This window comes from Rhodanobacter hydrolyticus (genome assembly GCF_044904645.1).
Map to the genome: position 1 here is coordinate 1,502,673 of NZ_JADIKK010000008.1, position 25,255 is coordinate 1,527,927.

Annotated in this window: 22 protein-coding genes; 14 read left to right on the forward strand and 8 right to left on the reverse strand. The window is 68.2% G+C overall.

All coding sequences use genetic code 11. The features are described from left to right. Nucleotides 1-22 precede the first annotated feature (22 nt). The 11 genes from ISP25_RS09545 to ISP25_RS09595 all read left to right on the forward strand — a co-directional run bounded on the left by ISP25_RS09545 (nt 23) and on the right by ISP25_RS09595 (nt 13,072). Complete coding sequence (locus tag ISP25_RS09545) at nt 23-292, forward strand: HPr family phosphocarrier protein (protein ID WP_404613451.1); 270 nt, start codon at nt 23-25, stop codon at nt 290-292. Between the two features lie 5 nt (nt 293-297). Further along, entirely contained in the window at nt 298-2,028 is a 1,731-nt protein-coding gene (ptsP, locus tag ISP25_RS09550; RefSeq protein WP_404613452.1) for a phosphoenolpyruvate--protein phosphotransferase, read from the forward strand. Nucleotides 2,029-2,260: 232 nt separating this feature from the next. After that, a complete protein-coding gene (locus ISP25_RS09555; protein ID WP_404613453.1) occupies nt 2,261-3,202 on the forward strand; it encodes a 4-hydroxyproline epimerase in 942 nt (313 codons plus the stop codon). Continuing rightward, nucleotides 3,199-4,311, forward strand: coding sequence for an NAD(P)/FAD-dependent oxidoreductase (locus tag ISP25_RS09560; protein WP_404613455.1), 1,113 nt, complete (start codon nt 3,199-3,201; stop codon nt 4,309-4,311). The genes ISP25_RS09555 and ISP25_RS09560 overlap by 4 nt, the downstream gene beginning before the upstream one ends. Then, nucleotides 4,308-4,553 carry a (2Fe-2S)-binding protein gene (locus ISP25_RS09565; RefSeq protein WP_192153980.1) on the forward strand — a complete coding sequence of 82 codons (246 nt, stop codon included), beginning with the start codon at nt 4,308-4,310 and terminating at the stop codon, nt 4,551-4,553. Before ISP25_RS09560 ends, ISP25_RS09565 begins: the two co-directional genes overlap by 4 nt. Next, complete coding sequence (locus ISP25_RS09570) at nt 4,525-5,814, forward strand: FAD-dependent oxidoreductase (protein WP_404613457.1); 1,290 nt, start codon at nt 4,525-4,527, stop codon at nt 5,812-5,814. Before ISP25_RS09565 ends, ISP25_RS09570 begins: the two co-directional genes overlap by 29 nt. Before the next feature lie 20 nt (nt 5,815-5,834). Beyond that, a complete protein-coding gene (locus ISP25_RS09575) occupies nt 5,835-6,740 on the forward strand; it encodes a dihydrodipicolinate synthase family protein (RefSeq protein ID WP_404613459.1) in 906 nt (301 codons plus the stop codon). Nucleotide 6,741: 1 nt separating this feature from the next. Beyond that, a complete protein-coding gene (locus ISP25_RS09580; RefSeq protein WP_404613460.1) occupies nt 6,742-8,340 on the forward strand; it encodes an aldehyde dehydrogenase family protein in 1,599 nt (532 codons plus the stop codon). After that, complete coding sequence (locus ISP25_RS09585) at nt 8,337-9,545, forward strand: M24 family metallopeptidase (protein WP_404613462.1); 1,209 nt, start codon at nt 8,337-8,339, stop codon at nt 9,543-9,545. Before ISP25_RS09580 ends, ISP25_RS09585 begins: the two co-directional genes overlap by 4 nt. Nucleotides 9,546-9,604: 59 nt before the next feature. After that, nucleotides 9,605-11,383, forward strand: coding sequence for a DUF885 domain-containing protein (locus tag ISP25_RS09590; RefSeq protein WP_404613464.1), 1,779 nt, complete (start codon nt 9,605-9,607; stop codon nt 11,381-11,383). 120 nt (nt 11,384-11,503) lie between these two features. Continuing rightward, nucleotides 11,504-13,072, forward strand: coding sequence for an APC family permease (locus tag ISP25_RS09595; RefSeq protein ID WP_404613466.1), 1,569 nt, complete (start codon nt 11,504-11,506; stop codon nt 13,070-13,072). A 21-nt stretch (nt 13,073-13,093) separates the two neighbouring features. On the opposite strand, the gene ISP25_RS09600 is transcribed toward ISP25_RS09595, so the two are convergent. After that, complete coding sequence (locus tag ISP25_RS09600; protein ID WP_192153966.1) at nt 13,094-13,981, reverse strand: LysR family transcriptional regulator; 888 nt, start codon at nt 13,979-13,981, stop codon at nt 13,094-13,096. A 92-nt stretch (nt 13,982-14,073) separates the two neighbouring features. Here ISP25_RS09600 and ISP25_RS09605 point away from each other — a divergent pair, with 92 nt between their 5' ends. Then, on the forward strand, nt 14,074-15,099 hold the full coding sequence (locus tag ISP25_RS09605) for a YeiH family protein (RefSeq protein ID WP_404613468.1): 1,026 nt from the start codon (nt 14,074-14,076) through the stop codon (nt 15,097-15,099). A gap of 7 nt (nt 15,100-15,106) precedes the next feature. Here ISP25_RS09605 and ISP25_RS09610 read toward each other — a convergent pair whose 3' ends face one another. Both ISP25_RS09610 and ISP25_RS09615 read right to left on the reverse strand, forming a co-directional pair. Continuing rightward, nucleotides 15,107-16,141 (reverse strand): alpha/beta hydrolase, encoded by a 1,035-nt coding sequence (locus ISP25_RS09610; RefSeq protein WP_404613470.1) that lies wholly within the window; start codon nt 16,139-16,141, stop codon nt 15,107-15,109. 295 nt (nt 16,142-16,436) lie between these two features. Beyond that, nucleotides 16,437-17,342, reverse strand: coding sequence for a LysR family transcriptional regulator (locus ISP25_RS09615; protein WP_404613472.1), 906 nt, complete (start codon nt 17,340-17,342; stop codon nt 16,437-16,439). Between the two features lie 139 nt (nt 17,343-17,481). Between ISP25_RS09615 and ISP25_RS09620 the strand changes: the two genes are divergently transcribed. After that, a complete protein-coding gene (locus tag ISP25_RS09620) occupies nt 17,482-18,345 on the forward strand; it encodes a pirin family protein (RefSeq protein ID WP_404613474.1) in 864 nt (287 codons plus the stop codon). A gap of 147 nt (nt 18,346-18,492) precedes the next feature. Then, nucleotides 18,493-19,134, forward strand: coding sequence for a hydrolase (locus ISP25_RS09625; RefSeq protein WP_404613475.1), 642 nt, complete (start codon nt 18,493-18,495; stop codon nt 19,132-19,134). A gap of 93 nt (nt 19,135-19,227) precedes the next feature. Here the strand turns inward: ISP25_RS09625 and tsaB are convergent, their stop codons facing one another. The 5 genes from tsaB to ISP25_RS09650 form a co-directional block, all read right to left on the reverse strand. Next, nucleotides 19,228-19,926 (reverse strand): tRNA (adenosine(37)-N6)-threonylcarbamoyltransferase complex dimerization subunit type 1 TsaB, encoded by a 699-nt coding sequence (tsaB, locus tag ISP25_RS09630; protein WP_404613477.1) that lies wholly within the window; start codon nt 19,924-19,926, stop codon nt 19,228-19,230. A gap of 271 nt (nt 19,927-20,197) precedes the next feature. Beyond that, nucleotides 20,198-21,334, reverse strand: a complete 1,137-nt coding sequence (gene lldD / locus ISP25_RS09635) for an FMN-dependent L-lactate dehydrogenase LldD (RefSeq protein WP_404613479.1) — start codon at nt 21,332-21,334, stop codon at nt 20,198-20,200. Nucleotides 21,335-21,387: 53 nt separating this feature from the next. Further along, on the reverse strand, nt 21,388-21,786 hold the full coding sequence (locus tag ISP25_RS09640) for a nuclear transport factor 2 family protein (RefSeq protein ID WP_192153956.1): 399 nt from the start codon (nt 21,784-21,786) through the stop codon (nt 21,388-21,390). Between the two features lie 111 nt (nt 21,787-21,897). Continuing rightward, nucleotides 21,898-23,844 carry an ATP-dependent DNA helicase gene (locus ISP25_RS09645; protein WP_404613481.1) on the reverse strand — a complete coding sequence of 649 codons (1,947 nt, stop codon included), beginning with the start codon at nt 23,842-23,844 and terminating at the stop codon, nt 21,898-21,900. Nucleotides 23,845-24,723: 879 nt separating this feature from the next. Continuing rightward, nucleotides 24,724-25,254, reverse strand: coding sequence for a tetratricopeptide repeat protein (locus tag ISP25_RS09650; protein WP_192153952.1), 531 nt, complete (start codon nt 25,252-25,254; stop codon nt 24,724-24,726). Nucleotide 25,255 lies beyond the last annotated feature (1 nt).

Sequence of the window (25,255 nt, forward strand, 5' to 3'; positions counted from 1 at the left end):
CCATTCTCGAAAAGCCTGACCCATGCTTGAAAAAGAAATCGTCGTCTCCAACAAACTCGGCCTGCACGCGCGCGCTTCGGCCAAGCTGGTGCAACTGGTGCAGGGCTACAAATCCACCGTGCTGCTGCTGAATCGCGGCCGCGAGGTCAACGCGCAGAGCATCATGGGCGTCATGATGCTGGCCGCCGGCATCGGCACGCCGCTGACGATCCGCGCCGATGGCCCGGACGAGCAGGCCGCGCTGGATGCCGTGGCCGATCTTTTCGACCGCAAGTTCGACGAAGGAGCCTGATCGGAATGAGGCATGTCCTGCCCGGCACCCTGGCCTCGCGCGGCATGGCGCTGGGGCGCGCACGCCTGGTGCGCCCCAGCCGCTACGCCGTGGACAACCGCCCGTTGGCCGAGGACGAAGTCGAGGCCGAGCTGGAGCACCTGCATCGCGCGCTGGACACGGCGCGGCAGGAGCTGCGCGAACTGCGCGGCAAGCTGCACGGCGCGCTGGCACGCGAGGTCAACGAGTTCATCGACGCGCACAGCCTGCTGCTGGACGATGCCGAATTGCTGCGCGGCCTCGACGACCTGGTGAAGATCGGCCACTACCGCGCCGCCGCCGCGCTCAAGAAACAGCGCGATCGCCTGGCCGCAGTGTTCGAGGCGATGGACGATCCTTATCTGCGCAGCCGCAAGGAGGACATCGACCAGGTCATCGCCCGCGTAGTCTCGGCTCTGCAGCGCCACACCACACCGGAAGAACGCAAGATCGCTGCGCGCGTGGGCGAGATCCTGATCGCCGACACCATCGCGCCGGCCGACATGGCCCAGCTGGCCGGCAACGGCCTGCTCGGCGCGGTCACCAGTTCCGGCAGCGCGTACTCGCACAGCGCCATCCTCGCGCGCAGCCTCGGCCTGCCGATGCTGGTGGGCGCGCGCGATGCGCTGTCGCTGCTGCACGACGACGACCTGATCCTGCTCGACGCCGACCGCGGCGAGGCCATCGTGCACCCCACCGCACAGGACCTCGCCCGCTACCGCGCGTGGCAGCGCGAGGCCGCCGCCGAGGGCCGCCGCCTGGCCACGCTTGCCAACGCGGCCACGCGCACCCGCGACGAAGTGGCCATCCGCCTGCTGGCGAACGCGGAAACACCCACCGATGTTGCGCTGGCGCGCACGCGCGGCGCCGACGGCGTGGGCCTCTACCGCACCGAATTCCTGTTCCTGCGCCACAAAGGCCTGCCCACGGAAGACGAGCAGTTCAATGCCTACCGCGACCTGGTGCTGGGCATGGGCGGCCTGCCGGTCACGATCCGCACGCTGGACCTCGGCGCCGACAAGGCCGACGCCGCCGGCCTGGTGATGCGCGGCGAAGACAATCCTGCGCTGGGCGTGCGTGGCGTGCGTCTGTCGCTGCGCTACCCTGCGGTGTTCACCACGCAGATCCGCGCCATCCTGCGCGCCGCCTGCTACGGCCCGATGCGCGTGCTGGTGCCGATGGTGACCCAGCCGGACGAACTGATCGCGGTGCGCACACTGTTCAAGCTGGCGCGGCAGGACCTGAAGCGCGAGAACATCGACCTGCCCGAGAAACTGCCGCTGGGCGCGATGATCGAAGTGCCCGCCGCCGCGATCAACGTGCGCTCGCTGCTCGAACATGCCGACTTCCTCGCCATCGGCACCAACGATCTCGCCCAGTACGTGCTCGCCGCCGACCGCGGCAACGACGCGCTGGACAACATCTACACCCCGCTGCAGCCGGCCTTGCTGCGCCTGCTCTCGCACGTGATCGGCGCGGGGCGCCGCGCGAAGAAGCCGGTAAGCCTGTGCGGCGAAATCGGCGGCGACGTGAACTTCACCGCGATGCTGCTCGCGCTCGGCCTCACCGAATTCAGCATGCACCCCAGCCAGTTGCTGCTGGTGCGCGACCGCCTCGCCACGCTGGACCATGCCATGCTGCGCAGCCACTGCGCCCGCCTGCTGCGCGCCACCACCCACGAGCACGTGGCCGAGCTGCTGGCGCAACTCGGCGGCTAACGGCGATCCCCTCGTTGCGCCGGGATGAAATTGGCGTACGCGTAGCGGGCCGCCGTTTCCTTCACGAGAAGCGCCATGCCGGGCCGTCCGCCAAGCGGCGCATTCACTTCGTTCGCCGGAATTTCCGCGGCCACTGTGCCGATCCGGCAGACCATCGAAGTATGCCGATTTCCGCATCGGCGAACCGCAAGAGCCCATAGACGCCCGGCCGCAGCGGGGCGAGCATAAGCGCATGACTACGATAGACGTGATCGACTCCCATACCGGCGGCGAACCCACCCGCGTCGTCATCAGCGGGTTCCCCGATCTGGGCAACGGCACGCTGATGGAACAGCGCGAACGCTTCCGCCGCGACTTCGACCGCTGGCGCAGCGCCATTGCATGCGAGCCGCGTGGCAGCAGCACCGTCGTCGGCGCGTTGCTGCTGCCGCCGCAGACGGCCGGCGCCTGCGCCAGCGTCATCTACTTCAACAATGTTTCCTACCTCGGCATGTGCGGCCACGGCACGATCGGCCTGGTGCGCACATTGCAGCATCTTGGCCGCATCGCTCCGGGCAGGCACCGCATCGACACGCCGGTAGGCACCGTGGAGGCCGAGCTGCATGACGACGGCCGCGTCACCGTGGGCAACGTGGAAAGCTACCGCCACGCCGCCGGAGTCGGCGTCGACGTGCCGGGCTATGGCCGCGTCACCGGCGACATCGCCTGGGGCGGCAACTGGTTCTTCATCACCGGGGACACGCCGCTGCCGCTGGAAATCCGGCACCAGCGCGAACTCACCGCTTACACCGAGGCGATTCGCCGCGCGCTTGAATCGAACGGCATCGCCGGTACGGACGGCGCCGAGATCGATCACATCGAGATCAACGGCGCCTCACCGCACCCCGGTCTGGATGCGCGCAACTTCGTGCTGTGCCCCGGCCTGGCCTACGACCGTTCGCCCTGCGGCACCGGCACCAGCGCCAAGCTGGCCTGCCTCGCCGCCGACGGCAAGCTGGCGCCCGGTGCGCCGTGGCGGCAGGAAAGCATCCTCGGCAGCGTGTTCGAGGGGAGCTATGCGCCCGGCCCGCGCGGCGTGCTGCCGCAGATCACCGGCACCGCGTTCGTGGTTGCCCGCGCGACCCTGCTGTTCGACGAGGCCGATGCTTTCGCCTGGGGCAGCGGCGCCGAATGAAGGGCGCCATCGCCAGCCATGACCTGATCGTGGTCGGCGCAGGCATCGTCGGTGCCTGCTGCGCCGATGCAGCGGCAGCGGAAGGCCTGCGTGTGGCCATCATCGAGCCCGGACCGATCGGCGGCGGCGCCACCGCGGCGGCGATGGGGCATCTGGTGGCCATGGACGACGACCCGGCGGAACTCGCATTGGCGCACTACTCGCTGCAGCAATGGGAGGAATTCTCCGACCTGCAGGAAGCCGAATTCAGCCGCTGTGGCACGCTGTGGGTGGCGCGCGGAGAACACGAGCTGCGTGCGGCCGGACAACGCAGCGCGCGGCTCGCCGCCGCCGGCATCCAGGCTCATGCCGTCGATGCGAAAACCCTCTACGAGCTGGAACCGGAGCTGGCGCCGGGCATGCACGGAGGCATGCTGGTGCCGCGCGAGGCGGTGGTGTATCCGCCGCGCGTGGCGCGCTACCTGGTGCGTCGCGCGCAATCGCGCGGCGCGCAGCTGCATGCCGGCCGCCGCGTGCAACAGCTGACCCGCGACGGCGTGCAGCTCGATGACGGTACTCGGCTGGATGGGCCGACCCTGGTCGCCACTGGCTGCGCGCTGCCCGAGTTGCTGCCGCAACTGCCGCTACGGCCGCGCAAGGGCCATCTGGTGATCACCGAACGCTACCCGGCCCTGCTGCGCCACCAACTGCTCGAACTGGGCTATGCCGACAGTGCGCATGGCGACGCGGGCAGCAGCGTCGCCTTCAACGTGCAGCCGCGTCCGACCGGGCAAATCCTGATCGGCTCCGCGCGCGAGTTCGACGCCGCGGACGCGGAAGTCTCGCCCGTCATGCTGCAACGCATGCTGGAACGTGCGTTCGCCTTCATGCCGGTGCTGCGCAAGCTGCAGGCCTTGCGCGCGTGGACCGGCTTCCGCCCCGCCACGCCCGACGGGCTACCCTATCTCGGCGCCGTGCCCGGACGCGCCAACCTGTGGGTGGCAGCCGGCCACGAAGGCCTCGGCATCACCACCGCACCGGGCAGCGCGCGCCTGTTGCTGGACCTGATCCATGGCCGCACGCCGGCGATCGACCCGGCGCCCTACGCGCCGTCGAGAGTCGCGGCATGAGCGGCCTGGTCCGACTCACGGTGAACGGTTGCGCGGTCGAGATGCCGGACGGCAGCAGCGTCGCCGCCGCGGTCGCCACAGTCACCCCGCACTTCCGCCGTTCGGTGCGCGGCGAGTCGCGGGCGCCGCTGTGCGGCATGGGCGTTTGCTTCGAGTGTCGCCTGCGCATCGACGGCGTCGCCCACCAGCGCGCATGCATGATTCCGGCACGTAATGGCATGCAGGTGCAGACCGATGACTGAGCACTACGACGTGCTGGTGGTCGGCGCCGGCCCCGCCGGCCTCGCCGCGGCGCAGGCGGCGGCCGGCCATGGCGCGCGGGTGGGCGTGATCGATGCCCAGCCGCGTCCCGGCGGCCAGGTCTGGCGCCACGATGTCCGCCATGCGTCGCCGCACGCCGCACGACAGGCCTTCGCAACGCTGGCACGCGTGGAATGGCTGGCCCGGCACAGCGTGATGGGCGCCGAGACGCAGGTCTTGCGCGTTGAGCACCCCGACGGTGTACGCCTGCTCGGCTACGGCGCGCTGGTGCTGGCCACCGGCGCACGCGAACTGATGCTGCCATTCCCCGGTTGGACGCTGCCCGGCGTCAGCGGTGCCGGCGGACTGCAGGCACTGGCAAAGCAGGGCTGGCCCGTCGCCGGCAAGCGCGTGCTGGTCAGCGGCACCGGCCCGCTGCTGCTTGCCGCGGCCGCCACCTTGCGCACGCATGGCGCACACCTGCTCGGCATCCACGAGCAGGCGCCGACGCCGGCGGTGCATGCCTTCGCGCGGCAGATGCTGCATTGGCCTGCGCGCGCAATGCAGGCGATCTCCCTGCGCACACGCCTGGCAGGTGTGGCCTATCGCTGCGGCTCGTTCGTCCGTCGCGCCAACGGCGACGACCGCCTGCGATCGGTGGACATCGAAGGCCCCGACGGCGCGCAACAGGTCAAGTGCGATCTACTCGCCACCGGCTATGGCCTGGTGCCGAACGTCGAACTGGCGCAACTGCTCGGCTGCGCGCTAGCCACGCATGACACGCATCCGCACGTGCAGGTCGATGCACTGTTGCGCACCAGCGTTGCCGGCATCCACGCCGCCGGCGAGCTGTGCGGCATCGGCGGCCTCGCCGCTGCGCGCATCGAAGGCGCGATCGCCGGCCACATGGCGGCTGGCGACCTGGCCGCCGCCAGCGCCCTGCTGCCCGCGCGTGCCAGGGCCCGGCGGTTCGCCGGATTGCTGTCCACCCACTTCGCCCTGGATCCGCGCCTGCGCACGCTGGCCACGCCACAGACCACGATCTGCCGCTGCGAGGACGTCACCCTGGGCGAATTGGATGGCTATACCGATGCGCGCGACGCCAAGCTGGCCACGCGCTGCGGCATGGGTGCCTGCCAGGGCCGCATCTGCGGCAGCGCGCTGGCCGAACTCGGCCGCTTCCCACGCAGCGGTTCGCGGCCGCCCCTGTTCCCTGCCCGGCTGGCCACGCTGGCCGAGGCTTCCCCACCTCTTTCCGACTGACACATCCGAGGTAGTTGACCATGAGCAATGCATCCATCTGGCACGGCGTCATTCCCGCCATCACCACGCCGTTCGCCGCCGACGGCCAGGTCGATCACGCCTTTCTCGCCGAGCACGCCCGCACCCTGATCGACAGCGGTTGCAAGGGCATCGTGCCGCTGGGCTCGCTGGGCGAGGCGGCGACGCTGACGTTCGACGAAAAGCTGGCGATCATCCGCACCCTGGTGAAGGCGCTGGACGGACGCGCGCCGGTGATCCCCGGCATTGCCGCGCTGTCCACCGACGAAGCCGTGCGCCTCGCCCGCGAGGCCAAGGCCCTGGGCTGCGGCGGCCTGATGGTGCTGCCGCCCTACGTGTACTCCACCGACTGGCGCGAGATGGGCGCGCACCTGCGCGCAGTGATCGCCGCCACCGACCTGCCGTGCATGCTCTACAACAATCCGATCGCCTACAAGACCGACTTCACGCCTGAGCAGATCGCCGAACTCGCGCACGCCTACCCCAACGTGCAGGCGGTGAAGGAGTCCTCCGGCGACGTGCGCCGCTTCGCCGCCTTGCGTGCATTGCTGGGCGACCGCCTCGAACTGCTGGTGGGCATGGACGACGCCATCGTCGAAGGCGTGGCGATGGGCGCGCGCGGCTGGATCGCCGGCCTGGTCAATGCCTATCCGAAGGAATCGGTGAAGCTGTTCGAACTGGCACGCGATGGCGGCGCCGATGCAGCCGCCGAGCTGTATGCCTGGTTCCTGCCGCTGCTGCGGCTGGACACCGTGCCGAAGTTCGTACAGCTGATCAAGCTGGTGCAGCAGAAGGTCGGCTTGGGCAACGAGCGCGTGCGCGCGCCGCGGCTGCTCATCGAAGGTGCCGAACGCGATGCCGCGCTGCGCGTGATCGACCATGCCATCGCCAACGCGCCGGCGCTCTGAGATGGCCGCGCAACCTGTATTGATCGCGGGCGAGTGGCGGCCGGCCAACGAACCGACCGCCAGCTTCCGCGCCGAGGATCCCGCCACCGGCAACGCCATCGGCGCGGAGTTCCCGGTCAGTGGCGCCGCCGACGTGGAAGCCGCCATCGCTGCGGCAGCTGCGGTGGCGGACGAACTGGCGCGGACGCCGCCGGAGCAGATCGCCACCTTCCTCGACGCCTATGCCAACGGTATCGAACGCGATGCCGAAGCGCTGGTCGCGCTGGCCCATGCCGAAACCGCGCTGCCCGCCGAGACCCGGCTGGCCAAGGTGGAACTGCCGCGCACCAGCGGCCAGTTGCGCCAGGCCGCGCGCGCCGTGCGCAATTTCGGCTGGACGCAGCCGGTGATCGATACCGCGGCAGGCCTGCGCAGTCATTGTGCTCCGCTGCACAAACCCGTGCTGGTGTTCGGGCCGAACAATTTCCCGTTCGCCTTCAACGCAATCGCGGGCAGCGATTTCGCCTCGGCGATCGCAGCGCGCAATCCGGTGATCGCGAAGGCGCATCCGTCGCATCCGGCCACCTGCGAGCGGCTGGCGCAGTTGGCCCATGTCGCGCTGCGCGAGGCCGGACTGCCCGCGGCGGCGGTGCAGATGCTCTACCGGTTCGACGCGTCGCTTGGGCTGAAACTGGCCGGCGATCCGCGCCTGGGCGCCATCGGTTTCACCGGCGGCCGTCCGACCGGCCTGGCACTGAAAGCCGCTGCCGACGCGGCCGGCGTGCTGGCTTATCTGGAGCTGTCCAGCATCAACCCGGTCTTCCTGCTGCCTGGCGCCCTGGCCGAACGTGGCACGGCGCTGGCGCAGGAATTCTTCAGCTCCTGCACGATGGGCAGCGGCCAGTTCTGCACCAATCCCGGCGTGGTGGTGGTGCCGCGCGGCGCCGACGGCGATGCCTTCGTTGCCGCCGCCACCGCGCACTTCGCCGCGGCCGCCCCGGGCGTGCTGTTTTCGCGCGGCGTGCTGGAGCACCTGCAACGCGGCGTGGACACCCTGCGCAAGGCCGGCGCCGCCACGCTTGCCGGTGGCGCCGCCGCAGGGCCGGGCCATCGCTACCAGCCCACCCTGCTGCAAGTGGATGCCGCGCAGTTCCTGCATGCACCGCAGGCGCTGCAGACCGAGGCGTTCGGCCCGGTCAGCCTGCTGGTGCGCGCCGACGATGTCGCGCAGATGGCCGCGCTGGCAGCGGCGTTCGAAGGCAACCTCACCGGCACGATTTACAGCGCCGCCGGCGACAGCGACGACCATGCATGGGCGCAAGTCGCCGCTGCGCTGCGTCCGCGCGTGGGCCGGCTGATCGGCAACCGCATGCCGACCGGCGTGGCGGTGAGCCCGGCGATGAACCACGGCGGCCCCTACCCAAGCACCGGCCATCCCGGCTTCACCGCGGTCGGCATGCCGGCGGCGATCCAGCGCTTCACCGCCCTGCACTGTTACGACCATGTGCCGGACGGGCAGTTGCCGCCGGAACTGCGCGACCGCAATCCGGGCGGCGTGGCGCGGCAGATCGACGGCCACTGGTGCGTCGACGATGTCGATGCCGGGGCGCCCGCCGCATGATGCCGGCGCGGCAGATCGGCGGTTTCGACCTCGCCCACGCCCGGGCGATGCTGGCGCCGTGGCCGACACCGGCAGCGGCCATCGCCACCGCCGAATACGAGCAGCGACTGGAACGCGCCCGCGCCCTGATGCGCGAGCAACGCATCGACGCACTGCTGATCACCGCCGGCGCCTCGCTGCGCTATTTCTGCGGAATCGGCTGGGGCGCCAGCGAGCGCCTGCTCGGCCTGCTGCTGACCGCGCGCGGCGAGCCGCTGGTGATCTGCCCGGCGTTCGAGGCCGGCTCGCTGGCCCACGCCCTGCGCATCCCGACTGAACTGCGCTACTGGGAAGAGCACGAAGATCCGCAGGCCCTGGTCGCCGATGCGCTGCACGAACGCGGTGCGGGCAACCTCGCGCTCGATCCGGCCGCGCCCAGCGTGGTCGCCGAACGCCTGCGCGCAGCCCTGGCCGGCACGCCGGTGGTCGATGCCAGCGCCATCGTCGATGGTTGCCGCATGTGCAAGTCGCCGGCCGAACTCGCCCTGATGCAGCAGGCCACCGCGATGACGCTGCAGGTGCACCGGCTGGCCGCCGGACTGGTCCGCGAAGACATCAGCAGCATCGAACTGACCCGCTTCATCGACGATGCGCACCGTGCGCTGGGCGCCGACAACGGCTCCACGTTCTGCATCGTGCAATTCGGCCGCGCCACGGCGTATCCGCACGGCATCCCGGGCGAGCAGCGCCTGGCCGAAAACGAACTGGTGCTGATCGACACCGGCTGCAGCGTGCAGGGCTACCAGTCCGACATTACCCGCACCTACATCTTCGGCCGGCCAACGGCGGAGCAGGAACGCATCTGGGCACTCGAGCAAGCGGCGCAACGCGCGGCGTTCGAAGCGGTACGGCCCGGCGTGCCATGCGCCGCGGTGGATGCCGCGGCACGCGCCGTGGTGGAGCGCGCCGGCCTCGGTCCCGACTATCGCCTGCCCGGCATCCCGCACCGCACCGGCCACGGTTGCGGCCTGAGCATCCACGAGACGCCCTACCTGGTACGCGGCAACGCCACCGAGCTGCAGCCTGGCATGTGCTGCAGCGACGAACCGATGATCGTGCTGCCCGACCGCTTCGGCGTGCGACTGGAAGACCACTTCCACGTCACCGGCGACGGTGCCGCCTGGTTCACGCCACCGTCGCCCGCCATCGATCAACCGTTCGCCTGATCCTCCCGACACCACGCCATCCCGACACGCGCCATCGACCACCTCGGAGACCACCGCTCATGAGCAAGCTGTTCGCCAGCCTGGGATGCGCCGCCTGCCTGGCCGCCGCCTCGGTTCATGCCGGGACCGCCGACGATGCCGCTGCCCGCTTCCACGCGATCTACACGCAGGAATGGAGTTGGCGCCAGCAGCAGTTCCAGGGGCTGGACGACGAGGACAGCCAGGGCGCGCCTTCGGACCACCTGCCCAGGGTCGACGCCGCCACCCAGTCGGCGCGCGAACGCTACTGGACCGAGGTGCTGGAAAGACTCGACGCGATCAAGCCCGCCGAACTGCACGGCGAAGAGGCGGTGAACTACGCGGTCTACCGCTTCCAGATCGAAACCCTGCTGGCCGAGCAGCACTTCCGCACCTGGGAAATGCCCTTCAACAGCGACTCGGGCTTCTGGAGCGACCTGGGCTTCACGGCCCGCGCCCACTACGCCCAGCCGAAGGAATACCAGGACTACATCGGCAAGCTGCGTGACATCCCGCGCTATTTCGCCGAAGAAACCGACAACATGCGACTGGGCCTGGCACGCGGTTTCAGCCAGCCGAAGGTCATTCTCCAGGGACGCACGCAATCGATCAGCGACGTGATCGACGCACCCGGCGAGAGCAATCTTTTCTACACGCCGTTCAAGCAGATGCCGGCCAGCATTCCCGCCGCCGAGCAGGCGACGCTGCGCGCCGACGCGCTGGCGGCGATCAAGGATGCGGTGATCCCCGCCTACGCGAAGCTGCTCCGCTTCATGCAGGACGAGTACATCCCCAGGGCACGCACCGGCATCGCCGCCGAGGACCTGCCCGATGGCAAGGCCTTCTACCAGGCGCAGATCCGCGAATACACCACGCTGGACATGAGCCCCGACGCCATCCACCAGCTCGGCCTCGAGCAGATGGCGATCATCCACCGGCAGATGCTGGATACCATCACACTGGCCGGCTTCAAGGGCAGCTTCGCCGACTTCCTGCACTTCCTGCGCACCGATTCACGCTTCTATGCCAGGACGCCGGAGGAATTGCTGAAGGATGCGGCCTGGATCGCCAAGCAAGTCGACGGCAAGGTCGGCGACTACATCGGCCGCCTGCCGCGTCGCCGTTTCGCGATCGAGCCGGTGCCGCCCGACCTGGCACCGATCTACACCGGTGGCCGCGGCGGCCCGGGCATCTACCTGGTCAACACCTACAACCTTCCCTCGCGTCCGCTGTATTCGCTGCCCGCGCTGACCCTGCACGAGTCCTCGCCCGGCCATGCGCTGCAGATGCCGCTGGCGGCGGAGATGGAGGGCCTGCCGGACTTCCGCCGCTATTCGTACATCTCCGCCTACGGCGAGGGATGGGCGCTGTACTGCGAATACCTCGGCCAGGAAATGGGCATCTACCACACGCCTTACGAACAGTTCGGCTATCTGAGCTACCAGGCCTGGCGCGCGGCGCGGCTGGTGGTGGACACCGGCATCCATCACCTGCATTGGACGCGCGCGCAGGCACAGGACTATCTGCGCGAAAACACCGCGCTGGCCGACCACGAGATCGAGACCGAGGTGGATCGCTACATCGCCTGGCCGGGACAAGCGCTGTCTTACTACCTCGGCGAGATGGCCATCCGCCAGGATCGTGCGCGCGCCGAGCAGGCGCTGGGGACGAAGTTCGACATCCGCGCCTTCCATGACGCGGTGCTGTCCACCGGCTCGGTGCCGCTGCCGGTATTGAACGAGCGCATCGACCGCTTCATCGACGACGGCGGCAAATCGCCTTACGCCGACGACGGGCATTGCGACTGCAAGTCACCATGACGGTACGGCGCCGGCCGGGATCGGCCAGCGCCACGTCGAAGCCTGCGTCACTCCACTGCCGCCCGTGACCATGCATCCATGGCCACGGGTTCCGTCCAAGCCGCCGCCGGATCACGCCTCATGCCATCGACGGGAAAATTCCATCGCCAGCTCAGCCTTGCCGACCTGACCTTCATCGGCCTCGGCGCCATTTTCGGTTCCGGCTGGCTGTTCTCGGCCAGCCATGTCTCGGCGATTGCGGGTCCGGCCGGCATGCTGTCCTGGTTGATCGGCGGCGCGGCCGTGCTGCTGCTCGGCATCGTCTACTGCGAACTCGGCGCCGCGCTGCCCCGCGCCGGCGGCGTGGTGCGCTACCCGGAGTATTCGCACGGGCTGCTGCTGGGTTCACTGATGGGCTTCATCACCCTGATCGCGTTTTCCAGCCTGATCGCGATCGAGACCGTGGCGTGCCGCCAATACGCAGCGGCCTGGTTCCCCGCGCTGAGCCGGGATGCGGCAGGCGACCCCACCGTGCTCGGCTGGCTGGTCCAGCTGGCGCTGCTGGCGCTGTTCTTCGCGCTCAACTATTTCAGCGTGAAGACCTTCGCCAAGGCCAACAATCTCATCAGCATCTTCAAGTTCGTCGTGCCGCTGCTGGTGGTCGTCGTGCTGATGGCACACTTCCAGCCGCGGAACATGAGCCTGCACGGCTTTGCCCCGAACGGCTTCAGCGGCGTGGAAGGCGCGGTTTCCGCCGGCGGCATCATCTTCGCCTACCTGGGACTGACACCGATCATCTCGGTGGCCAGCGAGGTCCGCAACCCGCAACGCACGATCCCGATCGCGCTGATCCTCTCGGTGCTGCTTTCGACCGTGATCTACCTGCTGCTGCAGATGGCCTTCCTGGGCAGCATCCCCACCGGCCTGCTGGCCGGGGGCTGGAGCAGCACCGGCACGATGTTCTCGTTGCCCTACCACGACATCGCGCTGACGCTGGGCATCGGCTGGCTGGCCGCACTGGTGGTCTGCGATGCGGTGATCTCGCCCAGCGGCACCGGCAACATCTACATGAACGCCACGCCGCGGGTGGTCTATGGCTGGGCGCGCAGCGGCACGTTCTTCAAGGTGTTCACGCGCATCGACGGCAAGTCCGGCATCCCGCGCCCGGCGCTCTGGCTGAGCTTCGCGCTGTCGATCTTCTGGACCCTGCCGTTCCCCTCGTGGGAGGCGATGATCAGCGTGGTCTCGGCCGCCCTGGTGCTGAGCTACGCCGTGGCGCCGATCACCGTGGCGGCATTGCGCCGCAACGCGCCGCAGTTGCCGCGACCCTTCCTGGTGCGCGGCTTCGGCGTGATCGGACCAGCCTCGTTCGTGATCGCGACGTTGATCGTGTACTGGTCGAGCTGGCAGACAGTGTCGTGGCTGCTGGGCCTGCAGATCGCGCTGTTCGCCATCTATGTGCTGTACCGGCTGCCCTCGCCCGCAGGCCGCGCCAGGCTGCGCCAGGAGGTGTATTCGTCGGCGTGGCTGATCGCCTACTACGCGCTGCTCATCGCGCTGTCCTGGCTGGGTACCTTCGGCGGCCGCGGCATCATCGGCCATCCCTGGGATACCGCGGCCGTCGCGCTGGTCGGCGTGGCCATCTACTACTGGGGCGCCCGCACCGGCCTGCCGGCGCACCTGCTCGACCTGGGCCGCGACGACGACTGATGCCGATGCGCCGCGACGCGGCTAGCGTTCCAGGCCGGCCTGCGCGATGAAGGCGTCCAGCAGCGCGCCGCGGTATTTCTGGCGATGGACCAGCATGGACAGCTTGCGGCGCAGGTCGAGGAACGGCGTCTTCAACGCCTTCAGGCGACCGGTGGCGAGCGCGTCGGTGACCGCCACCTGCGGCAGGCAGGCGATGCCGAGGCCGGCGATCACTGCCTGCTTGATCGCCTCGATCTGATCCAGCTCCAGCACGGTCTCGCCGGGCGGCAGCTGCGACAGCACGCGCTCGCTGGTGGCGCGGGTGGCCGAGCCCGGCTCGCGCATCACCCAGCGCGCACCGGCGAAATCGGCAGGCTTCAAGCCGCGCCTGCGCGCCAACGGGTGGTCTGGTGGCGCACACACCACCAGCAGGTCGTCGCGCCATGGCCGCACTTCCAGTTGCGGATGCGTCACCGGACCCTCCACACAGCCGAGGTCGAGACTATGGTCGAGCATCGCCGCGGCAATCGTGTCGGTGTTCGCCACACGCAGGCGGATCGCCACCTGCGGCTGCGCACGCACGAACTCGCCCAGCAGTTCGCCCACGCGATAATTGCCCACCGTGTTGCTGGCGCCGATGCGCAGCTCGCCGGAAAGCGCGTCGCCCTCCTCGCGCCCACGACGGCCGAATTCGGCGTGGCGCTCCAGCAGTTCCTGCGCCAGCGGCAACAGCTCGCGGCCACGCGGGTTCAGCCGCAAGCGGCCGCGCTCGCGGGCAAACAGCGGCGCGTCGAGCTGCCGCTCCAGCTCGGCCAACGCCATGCTTGCGGCCGGCTGGGTCAGGTACAACCGCTCGGCCGCGCCGCGCACGCTACCCAGCAAGGCGATCTGCACGAACACTTCGAGCTGGCGCGGGCTGATGTTGTTCATCATTCAATCTTATACGAACGATCAGATATTCCAAGTTTTCCTGATTGAATGCGGCGCGGACAATGGCGCGCATCGACATAAGGCCGTACCCCATGAACGCCCCTCTTGCTGCCGCCCTTGCCCGCCCTACCCTGCGCAGCCGCGCGCCCGGCCTGCTGCTCGCCATCGCGATCGCGCTCGTCGCGTGGTGGCTGGGTCGGCTGCTGCCGCTGATCGGGGGGCCGGTGATCGGCATCCTGCTCGGCATCGCGGTGCGCAACATCGTTGCCCCGGATGCGCGCTTCACGCCCGGTATCGCCTTCGCCGGCAAACAGGTGCTGCAGTGGTCGATCATCGCGCTGGGCTTCGGCCTCAGCCTCACCCAGGTGGCGAAGACCGGACTGGAGTCGTTGTCGGTGACCCTGGTGACACTGACCGTGGCCTTCCTCAGCGCGTGGGCGCTGGGCCGCTGGCTGGGCGTGCACGACAAGCTGAAGATCCTGATCGGCGTGGGCACCGCGATCTGCGGTGGCTCGGCCATCGCCGCGGTGACGCCGATCATCAAGCCCGACGAACACGACACCGCGTTCGCGATCTCCACCATCTTCCTGTTCAACGTGGTGGCGGTGCTGCTGTTCCCACTGCTCGGTCACCTGCTGCACCTCAGCGACCTCGGCTTCGGACTGTGGGCCGGCACCGCGATCAACGACACCTCGTCGGTGGTCGCCGCCGGCTACAGCTTCAGCCACGCGGCAGGCGACTACGCCACCATCGTCAAGCTCACCCGCGCCACGCTGATCATCCCGATCTGCTTGATTCTCGCCTTCGCGGTGGCCGCGCGCGAAAAGAAGATGGGCGCCACCGACTTCAGCCTGCGCCGCATCTTCCCTTGGTTCATCCTGTGGTTCCTGGTGGCCTCGGCGCTGCGCACCGCCGGCCTGATCCCCGTCGCCATCCAGCCCGCGCTGCACGCCGCCGCCGAGTTCCTGATCATCGTCGCGCTCACCGCGATCGGCCTCTCCGCCAACCTGCGCAAGATGATCGCCAGCGGCCCGCGGCCGATCCTGCTGGGGCTGGGCGTGTGGGCGGCGGTGTCGGTAAGCAGCCTAGCGGTGCAGTTGTTGATTGGGCAGTTGTGATTGCCGATCACTGGGTCTTTCGCATGTCTTCCCTTGCAATCGACAACGCTTGGTCGATGGCATCGATCACGATTTGCGGGTGTTCGTACTGGATGTAATGGCCCGAATTCGGCACGATCTCGTTCACGCCGCGCGTGGACATTGCGGCCACATCCAGATGCAGCGACTCCCACAGCAGCGTGCGCTGGTTCCGTTCTTCCTGGGTTTCGTCCTTCGCTTTCGGATAGGGCGAGTGGGTCAGCACGATGATCGGCATGTCGCCGTAATGTCTGCGCGTGGCGCGCGCCTGGTCGGCGCTGGCGTAGGCCACGGACTGGCGCTCGGAGGCAATCGCCGCCTGCCAGCGCACGGTCGCGGCGTAGCGCGCTTGTGCCGCATTGATGGCTGGACTGAAACGCGGATCGGGATCGCCGACACATTTCTTGTAGGCTGGGGTGCCGGGGACGAGGCCGCGCTTCGCCTCATCCACGCAACTGCCGTATTCCTTCAGGAAGGCGTCCCACTTGGCTTGCTGACCCGGTGCGCCAATAGCCCATCCACGCACCCATTGATCCTCGTGCGAGCCTTCGACCGAAACCATGCCGACTACCTCGTCGGGATAGCGGTCGGCATAGACGCGGATGTACATACCCGCCGCCGAGTGACCGACAAGAACATAAGGCGGAGCGACATGAGCCGCCTTGAGCAAGGCATGCAGATCCTCGGCGATGTTGGCCGCGGTACTCGGGCGGCTTGAGCCATCGCTGAAACCCAGGCCGGCGCGATCGTAGGAACAGACCTTCGTTCTGGCGGCGAGGGCCGGCTGCACGAGTGCCCACGAAATGGTGGAATCGCCCATGCCTGCATCCAGGACGACGGCCGGCGAACCGGACCCCAGGCAATAGATGTTCATGCGCCGCCCATGATCCATGTCCACGAGCTGCTGTGGCTTCGTGTACACGGAGCTGGTGACCAATGGCTTGGCGGCTTCCTGTCCCAGGCATTGGGCTGCGAAGACCACACCGACAGAAAGGATCGCCGCTGCGGCAATGCGTAGATACATGCTTGTCCCCCTGTTCGACTGGCCGCCGTGAAGCGGTCGCCCGCTTCTCTCGCGCCACTCTATGGCAGGGACACGATCACCGTCCATGTGGATTCATTGCCGCGGAGTCGCCGGCCTCACGGATACATGCGGGCCAAGCTTTCCCCTGCTTCACCAACGCCAATGCCACCTTGTCGCGCAGATAGGTCGGCAAGGCGCATTCCGCCTCCCGCGCACGACCGGACAACTCCGAGACCCTGCCCGCACCCACGGACAACGCGGATTCGGGCAACCGCACTCCGGGAAGTAGCGCCGGTCAATCGTCCGAGGTGGCCGCAAAGCGCGCGCCGAGGAAATCGATCAACGCCCGTACCGACGGCAGCAACCCGCGGCGCGAGGCGAACACCGCATGCACGATCTCGCGCCGTGGCTGCCAGGCAGGGATCACGCGCTGTAACGTGCCACTGATCAACTGCTCGCTGATCATCATGGTTGGCAACTGCACGACGCCCACGCCGGCCATCGCCGCGTCGCGCAGCGCAGGCATATCGCGGGTGATGAAGCGTGGACGATGGTGGAGCGCAGCCTCGGCACCATCGGGGCCGAACAGATGCCACACATGCTCTCCCTGCGGCACACCGAGACCCAGGCTGGGAAAGCGCGACAGATCCGCTGGCCCCTGCACCGCTCCATGCCGCGCCACCAGCGCGGGGCTCGCGACCAGGCACTGGCTGCGCTCGGCCAACACGCGCATCACCAGTTCGCTGTCCTCCAGCGGCGGCGGACGCACGCGCAGCGCCACGTCGATGCCCTCGCCTACCACGTCGACGCGGCGGTTGGTCTCTTCCAGGTGCACCTCCACCTGCGGATGCTCGACCATGAAGTCGGCCAACATCCGGCCAACCAGCGCGTCGAGCAACGCCATCGGACAGGTCATGCGCACGATGCCGCGAGGCTCTGCGCGGGTGACCTCGATGGCCTCCTCCGCGGCATCGGCTTCCACCAGCATGGCCTTGCAATGAGTATGGAAGTCCCGCCCGATCTCGGTCACCGAGAAATGGCGCGTGGAACGCTGGATCAGGCGCACGCCCAGGCGCTCCTCCAGCAGGGCGATGCGGCGGCTGAGCCGGGACTTGGGCATGCCCAGTGCGCGCCCGGCCGGCGCGAAACCGCCGTGCTCGACCACTTGGACGAAGTAGTAGAGGTCGTTCAGATCCCGCATGGCGCGCCCTCATCGTTCCATACATAGGACTCTGAGGATAAATCATGCCGACTACCGGCACCATCGTTCCACGAACATCATGCACCCAACGCCAACGGACCGCACCTTGCGGTTCCCGCGCAACGATTGGAGTCGGCACATGAAAAAGATCCTCGGCGTCTACAGCGCCCCCCGGCCGCACTGGGTCGGCGACGGTTTCCCGGTGCGTTCGCTGTTCTCCTACGACAGTCACGGCCGCGAACTGAGCCCGTTCCTGCTGTTCGACTACGCCGGTCCGCATCGCTTCGACGCCGCCGCTGGTCCCCGCGGCGTGGGCCAGCATCCGCACCGCGGCTTCGAGACCGTCACCATCGTTTACGAAGGCGAGGTGGAGCACCGCGACTCTACCGGTGCCGGCGGCAAGATCGGCCCGGGCGACGTGCAGTGGATGACCGCCGCCTCCGGCATCCTGCACGAGGAGTTCCACTCGCGCGAATTCACCCGCAGCGGCGGCACGCTGGAGATGGTGCAGCTGTGGGTGAACCTGCCGGCCAAGAACAAGCTGGCCGCGCCGGGCTACCAGACCCTGCTCGACGCCAACATCCCGTCGGTGGCGCTGCCCGACGGCGCCGGCCAGTTGCGCGTGATCGCCGGCGAGTACGCCGGCCACCACGGACCAGCCCGCACCTTCACCGCGATGGACGTGTGGGACGTGCGCCTCAAGGCCGGCAAGTCGGCAGCCTTCAGCGTGCCTGCCGGCCGCACGCTCGCTCTGGTGGTGCTGAAGGGCGCCGTGCTGGTGAACGGCAGCGAGGTGACACGCGAGGCGCAGATGGTGGTACTGGAGCGCGACGGCAGCGAGGTCGCGCTCGAAGCCAATAGCGACACCACCCTGCTGCTGCTCGACGGCGAACCGATCGACGAGCCCATCGTCGGCTACGGCCCGTTCGTGATGAACACGCGCGAGGAAATCGGCCAGGCCGTGACCGACTTCAACAGCGGCCGCTTCGGCCGGATGCAGTAAACCCCGCGCCGGCCCGGATCCGGGCCGGCGCCTTCCTGGCGGATGTACGGAAGAACCACGAGGACCCGATCCGAGCCGCAGCCGACACACCAGCTTTCCGCAACACGCGTGCCGCGTTCCAGCACATCCACGCAACGGAGTACTTCCATGGCAAGCGAACCCATCCGTGATCCCCTGAAGGACGAACTGCTGACCCCGCAGAACTCGGCCCTGATCGTCATCGACTACCAGCCGGTGCAGGTGAACTCGATCGCCTCGATGGACCGGCAACTGCTGGTCAACAACATCGTCGGCACGGCCAAGGCAGCCGTGGTCTACGGCCTGCCGATCGTGCATTCCACGGTCAACGTCAAGACCGGATTGAACAAGCCGCCGATCCCGCAGTTGCGCAAGGTGCTGGACAAAGTCCCCACCTACGACCGCACCTCGATCAACTCGTGGGAGGACGTCGAGTTCCGCAAGGCGGTAGAAGCCACCGGCCGCAAGAAACTGATCATGACGGCACTGTGGACCGAGGCCTGCCTCACCTTCCCCGCGCTCGACGCGCTGAAGGCCGGCTACGAGGTCTACGTCGTCGCCGATGCCGTCGGCGGCACCTCGGTCACCGCGCACGAAATGGCGTTGCGGCGCATTGAGCAGGCCGGTGGCAAGATGATCAGCGTGGCGCAGCTGTTCTGCGAACTGCAACGCGACTGGCAACGCCAGGAGACGGTGCCAGCCTTCATCAACCTCTTCATCGAGACCGGCGGTACCGCAGGCATCCAATTCTCGTACGACCGCACCGCGTGAAAGCGCCACGCGTCGCCTCCCGGCATCAGCCGGGAGGCGACGCGCATCATTCATCCACGAGCGGGCAATGTGCGTGGCGCTGTCGGCCCGCGACTACGCCTTGCCCTGCTCCACCAGCGTCAACGCCACCTTGTCGCGCAGATAGACCGGCAACGCCAGTTCCGGCGCCTGCGCTCGGCCAGCCTTGAACTCGCGGGCGGCAAGCTCGGCCACGTGCAAGGCCTGCGGATAGCGGGCACCGTCCGCGAAGCGCGGCGCGCAGCCCAGCTTTTCACCCAGCACGCTTTCATAGGTAGCCCAGCCGCTGCCCACTACCTGCCAGGCACCGGCTTCCGGCAGCACCAACGCATCGGCGGTGCAGACGCGTTCGTGGTCGAGCGCGACCAGGCCGCCTTCTCCATCGCGGCGATAACTGGCGGCGTAGATCTCGCCCATGCGGGCATCGATCACGGCGAGGATGGCGTCGGTGTCATCGCCATCGTCCGGCGCCTCCAGCGCCAGCGCGGCGAGCGAGGAGACGGTGACCACGGGCACGTCCAGCGCCAAGGCCATGCCTTGCGCCAGCGACACCGCGAGGCGCACGCCGGTGAAGGCACCGGGGCCACGGCCGACCGCGATCACATCCAGGGCATGACGCCCCAAGCCCGCCTCGGCCAGCAGTTCGTCCGCCATCGGCAATACGCGCTCGGCGTGGCGGCGGGGCGCGAGTTCGCTGCGGGCGACCACTTCGTCGCCGTGGATCAGGGCGACGGAGCAGGCTTCGGTGGCTGTTTCGATGGCGAGCAGGTTCATGGCCGGCCCATGATAGCTGCAGGTTGTGCGCATCACGCTGCTGCAACGCGTTGCGCGTGAAGGCACTGGATGACTCGCTACGCTCGCCCCTGCGGGGCCGCCGCTTGGGCGTTCTGCGCGCAGCGCGCTTGTCCTGCTTGCGCAGGGATGATGGGCAAAAGACCTCCACCGACCATGATCGTAGCTCCCTGTTGCGGAAGTACGAATCACAACAACACGCGAGGTGTTCCCGCAGACAGATGTGGGCCACGAACGGACTGCAGCGTGGCTTTTATACGGCGGCCAGGCTGTCGCGCGAAATGCCGGCCAGCGACCTCGCGCCGGTCAGCGTCATCGCGACGCGCATCTCGCTGGCGATCAGGTCCAGCAGATGGGCGACTCCCTGCTCGCCCCTCGCCGCCAGCGCATAGACGAAAGCCCGGCCCAGCAGCACGCTGTCGGCGCCCAGCGCCAGCATGCGCACCACGTCGAGGCCGCTGCGCACGCCGGAGTCGGCGAGTATCTTCAACTCGCCCTTCACCGCGTCGGCGATCGCCGGCAGGGCGCGCGCGGAAGACAGCACGCCATCCAGCTGACGGCCGCCGTGGTTGGACACCACGATGCCGTCGGCACCGAAGCGCACCGCTTCCTTCGCGTCCTGCGGGTCGAGAATGCCCTTGATGAGCATCGCGCCCTTCCAGGATTCGCGTATCCATTCCAGGTCGCGCCAGCCGATGGACGGATCGAAGTTCTTGCCCAGCCAGCCGATGTAGTCCTCCAGCCCGATGCGGTGGCCGAGATAGGCCGATACATTGCCGAGGTCATGCGGCCGGCCCAGCAGGCCCACGTCCCACGACCAGCGCGGATGACACATCGCCTGCCAGATGCGGCGCGACGCGGCATGCGGCCCCGACATGCCCGAATGCGCATCGCGGTAGCGCGCGCCCGGCACCGGCATGTCCACGGTGAACACCAGGGTGCGCACGCCGGCGGCCCAGGCGCGATCCAGCGCGTTGCGCATGAAGGCGCGGTCGCGCAACACGTAAAGCTGGAACCAGATCGGCCGCGACACCTGCGCCTGCACTTCCTCGATGGGGCACACCGACACCGTGGACAGTGTGAACGGCACGCCCTTCGCCGCCGCCGCGCGCGCCGCCTGCACCTCGCCACGCCGCGCGTACATGCCGGTGAGCCCCACCGGCGCCAGCGCCATGGGCAGGCTCAGCTTCTCGCCGAACAGTTCAGTGGAGAGATCCACCTCCCCGACCTCCTTCAATACGCGCTGGCGCAACGCAAGATCGCGCAAGTCATCCACGTTGCGGCGCAGGGTCTGCTCGTCGTAGGCGCCACCGTCGATGTAGTGGAACAGGAACGGCGGCAGCCGGCGTTGCGCGGCCGCGCGGTAATCGAGGGCGGAGGAAATGATCATGGCGACGAACTCTGCTACGCCACCACGCGGCACGCAATACTCGGAGCCTGCTCTCAGGTATCCGCGACCACCGTGCCCTGATGGAACACGATCTTCCAGCCGTCCGCATCGCGTCGCCAGATCGTGGCCCGACGCGTCACGCGTTCGCCCTGGCGCAAGGTATAGGTCAGCAGATAGACCGCTTCGGCAAGCTGACGGCAGTGGAAGTCGCCGGTTTCATACGGGTCGGGCTGCGGATTGCGCTGGCGTTCGTCGAGGACGTCGAGCACGTGCTCGCGGCTGTAGCGGTTACCGGAAGCGCCCACCTCCCAGAAATCCTCCGCCGTCATGGCAAGGTGGTCGGTGCGAGTCGCGCCGAATTCCGGACGATGGAAGATCGGTTCGCGCCGGCGCAGTTCGTCCAGCACGGGCAGCAACGCCGGATCAGTGCGCAGCTCGGGTTCGCGGCTCATGCGGCTGGCTCCCCATGACATTCCCATTCTGGCGTCCTGCCCGCGAAAGCGGGCATCCATTTTCGAATACGCCGGAGATCCACATGGACGCCCGCTTTCGCGGGCACGACGTCAACACACATTGCGCTCATCGACGAGCGGCGCGAAGAACGCCTCTGCATCCACCAGTTCGCGGGTGCGCGGCATCGGCGGCAGGCTGGCGAGGAACAGCTTGCCGTAATTCTTGGTGGCGAGGCGCGGATCGCACAACACCAGGATGCCGCGATCGGTGACGCTGCGGATCAACCGGCCAGCCCCCTGTTTCAGCGCGATGGCTGCGGCGGGCACCTGCCAACCCATGAATGGATTGATGCCCTGCTGTTCCAGCGCTTCCAGCCGCGCGACCAATACCGGATCGTCGGGTGCGGCGAACGGCAACTTGTCGATCACCACCACGCTGAGCGCGTCGCCGGCCACGTCCACACCTTCCCAAAAACTCGCCGCGCCCAGCAGCACGCCGTGTCCCGAATGGCGGAAATCCTCCAGCAGCTGGTGGCGCGGCGCCGTACCCTGCACGAACAGCGGCCACGGCACGCGTTCGGCCAACAGTTCGGCGGCGCGACGCAACGCGCGATGCGAAGTGAACAGCAGGAAGGCACGGCCGTTCGATGCCTGCAACACCGGCAGCACGACATCGAGCACGCGCTCGGTGTAGTCGCGCGCGGCGGGATCAGGCAGGCCTTGGGGCATGTAGCACAGCGCCTGCTTCGCATAGTCGAACGGACTTTCCAGCAACAGCGCCTGCGGCTCGTCCAGCCCGAGCTGGCGCGCGAAGTGCTCGAACCGGCCGGCCACCGACAGCGTGGCCGAGGTGAACACCCAGGCGGCCTCGCTGCGTTCGCGCATCGCTCGCAGCGGCGCGGCGAGATCCAGCGGCGTGGCGTGCAACGCGAATCCGCGCGGGAAGAGTTCGTACCAGCGCACGTCGCGATCGGACGCCTGCTCGAGGATGCGCTCCAGCCGTTCGGCCAGCATCGCCGCCCGCTCATATGCGTTGGCGAAACCGCGCGAGCGCTCGGCCTGCGAAGCGAGCAGGTCAGCCAGCGTGCTCAGCAGGTCACCGACTTCGCGCAGCCCGTCGCGCACCTCGCCCGATCCTTCCAGGGCGGCGAACGTGCCGCGCAGCCCCAACGGCTCCATGGCGAGGCGCAGCTTGCGCAATGCCTCCTGCAGCGCCTCCACCGGCTCCAGCAGCAAGCCGATGGCGCCGGTGACGCCGCTGCATTCGCGCAGGCTGTCCTGCGCGAGGTCCCCGAGCTGGCGCGCGCTCACGCTTTGCGAGAAGAATTGCCCGGCAAGCTCGGGCACCTGGTGCGCCTCGTCGAGGATGAAGGCCGCCGCGCCTGGCAGGATCTCGCCGAAGCCTTCCTGCTTGAGCGCAAGGTCGGCGAACAGCAGGTGATGGTTCACCACCACGAGATCGGCTTCCTGCGCTTCGCGACGTGCCTTGAACACGTGGCAATCGTCGTAGAACAGGCACTCCACGCCCAGGCAGTTCTCCGGCGTGGAGGTGACCTGCGGCCACAGCGGCGATTCCTCCGGCACCTCGGCCAGTTCCATGCGGTCGCCGCGTCGCGTACGCGCCGACCACGCACGTATCGTCGCCAGTTGCGCGGCCTGTGGCTTGTCGAAGCTCGCGCCTTCGCGCACGGTCTGGTCGAGCCGGTACAGGCACAGGTAGTTCGCGCGCCCCTTCAGCAGTGCCGTCTTTAGTCGCAGGCCGAGCACGGAGACCACCTTCGGCAGATCGCGAAAGTAAAGCTGGTCCTGCAGCGCCTTGGTGCCGGTGGAAACGATCACCCGCTCGCCCGAGCGCAGCGCGGGCACAAGGTAGGCGTAGGTCTTGCCGGTACCGGTGCCGGCCTCGGCGATCAGCGTCTCGCGCCCGGCGATGGCCTGTGCCACGGCCTCGGCCATCGCCTGCTGTACGGCACGCGGCGCGAAGTTCGGCAGTTCGCGCGCGAACGGGCCATCGGGGCCGAGCAACGCGGCGGCGTCGATATCGTCGTGATCAATCATCTGCGCCAGTATCGCCGCAGCGGCTGCGCCTGCAAATGCGCGGTGTGCGCGGACCGCCCTCGAAGCGGCGGAAGTCCTCCAGCAACCCGGCGGTGCGGGGGCACCGCCGGGTTGCCGGAAAAGCGCCATCCCGACGCAGACCTGCATGCTCGCGGGGCAAGGCATGCATACCACTCCAAGCCGTCGGGTCGGCGGCGTATTCACGAACGCCCCTGCTCCTGAGCGCCACAGACGGTGGCGACAGCCTCGGGATACCCGAACCATCGACGACCGCAGCGACGCATTCCGACCCGTCTCAGGTAGTCAGACGTTTGAGGGACGGAAAATTGAAATGGCGACCTTCAGGCCGATGAAACGGCCACAGCCTAGGCCCGGACCGGTCACTCGCGACCACATGGCCTGAGCACCCGTTCAAAGTTTCTTGCGGCCCGCGCCGGAAGCTGTCTGCACGCAACCCGAGAAAGAGCGGACGCGTGAGCATCCGTCCATGACCGAGCGATGACGCCGACCTGTGCGCAAAGAGACCTGCCCTCCCCGGTGAACTGGCCCCCCAGTTTCCAGATACGGCGCGGCGTGGGCGTCCGGTCTATCGCATGGGCGGGAGCGGCTCCAATACCGTCGACACAACCTGCTTGCAGTTCCGGCGGATTGAACCTGGCCTCTTTTGGGGCCACCTTGCTTGACTCCGGGCGTCCTGCCCTCCGCCCTTCGGGCCGGTTTCGCCGTTCGCCACCGCTCGTGCGGTGGCGTGGGTCAGCAAGGAAAGGGGACTCGGCGAAGGCCGGCGAACGAAACCGCCATGTTCCTTGCGACAGCGAGGAAGATCTCCCCCCGTCGAAACAAAGGTCTTGAACAGACCCTAAGAGCCTGCCCGATAGATCAGAACCGATTGACGCCTTGCACGTGGCACTTCGGCAACCACTTTTCCGCAGTGTCGAAGCCTGTGTCGTCGCCGGCTTCCTTGCGCAGTTGCGCGATGGTTTCCCAGTTGCGCGCGCACAGCGGACCGAACTTGGGACCCACCGTCCACGAATGCTGCGCGAGCTTCTGCGCCATGTCGTAGTCGTGCTGGTATATCGCCACTTCGGCGCGGTCCTGCAGCAGATCGGGCGAATTCGGGCTTTGCTTGATCGCCTGGTCGAGCGTGGCCGCGGCCGTATCGTAATGACCGGCCTGCACGCTGGCCTCGGCGGCCTGTTGCCACGCGGAAATGCCCGGGTCGGCCAAGGGCTGCACCGCGATCACGGATTGTTCGCGGTCGCCCGCGGCGCGGATGGCCGCGACCATGCTCGCAGGCGAGACCGCGGGATGCCTGGGTGCCTCGACCGGCGCTTCCGTGGCACAGGACGCCAGCAGGACCGCGGCCAACGGCAAGCACCACGCACGCGTGGATCGAAGAACAGTGGCCATA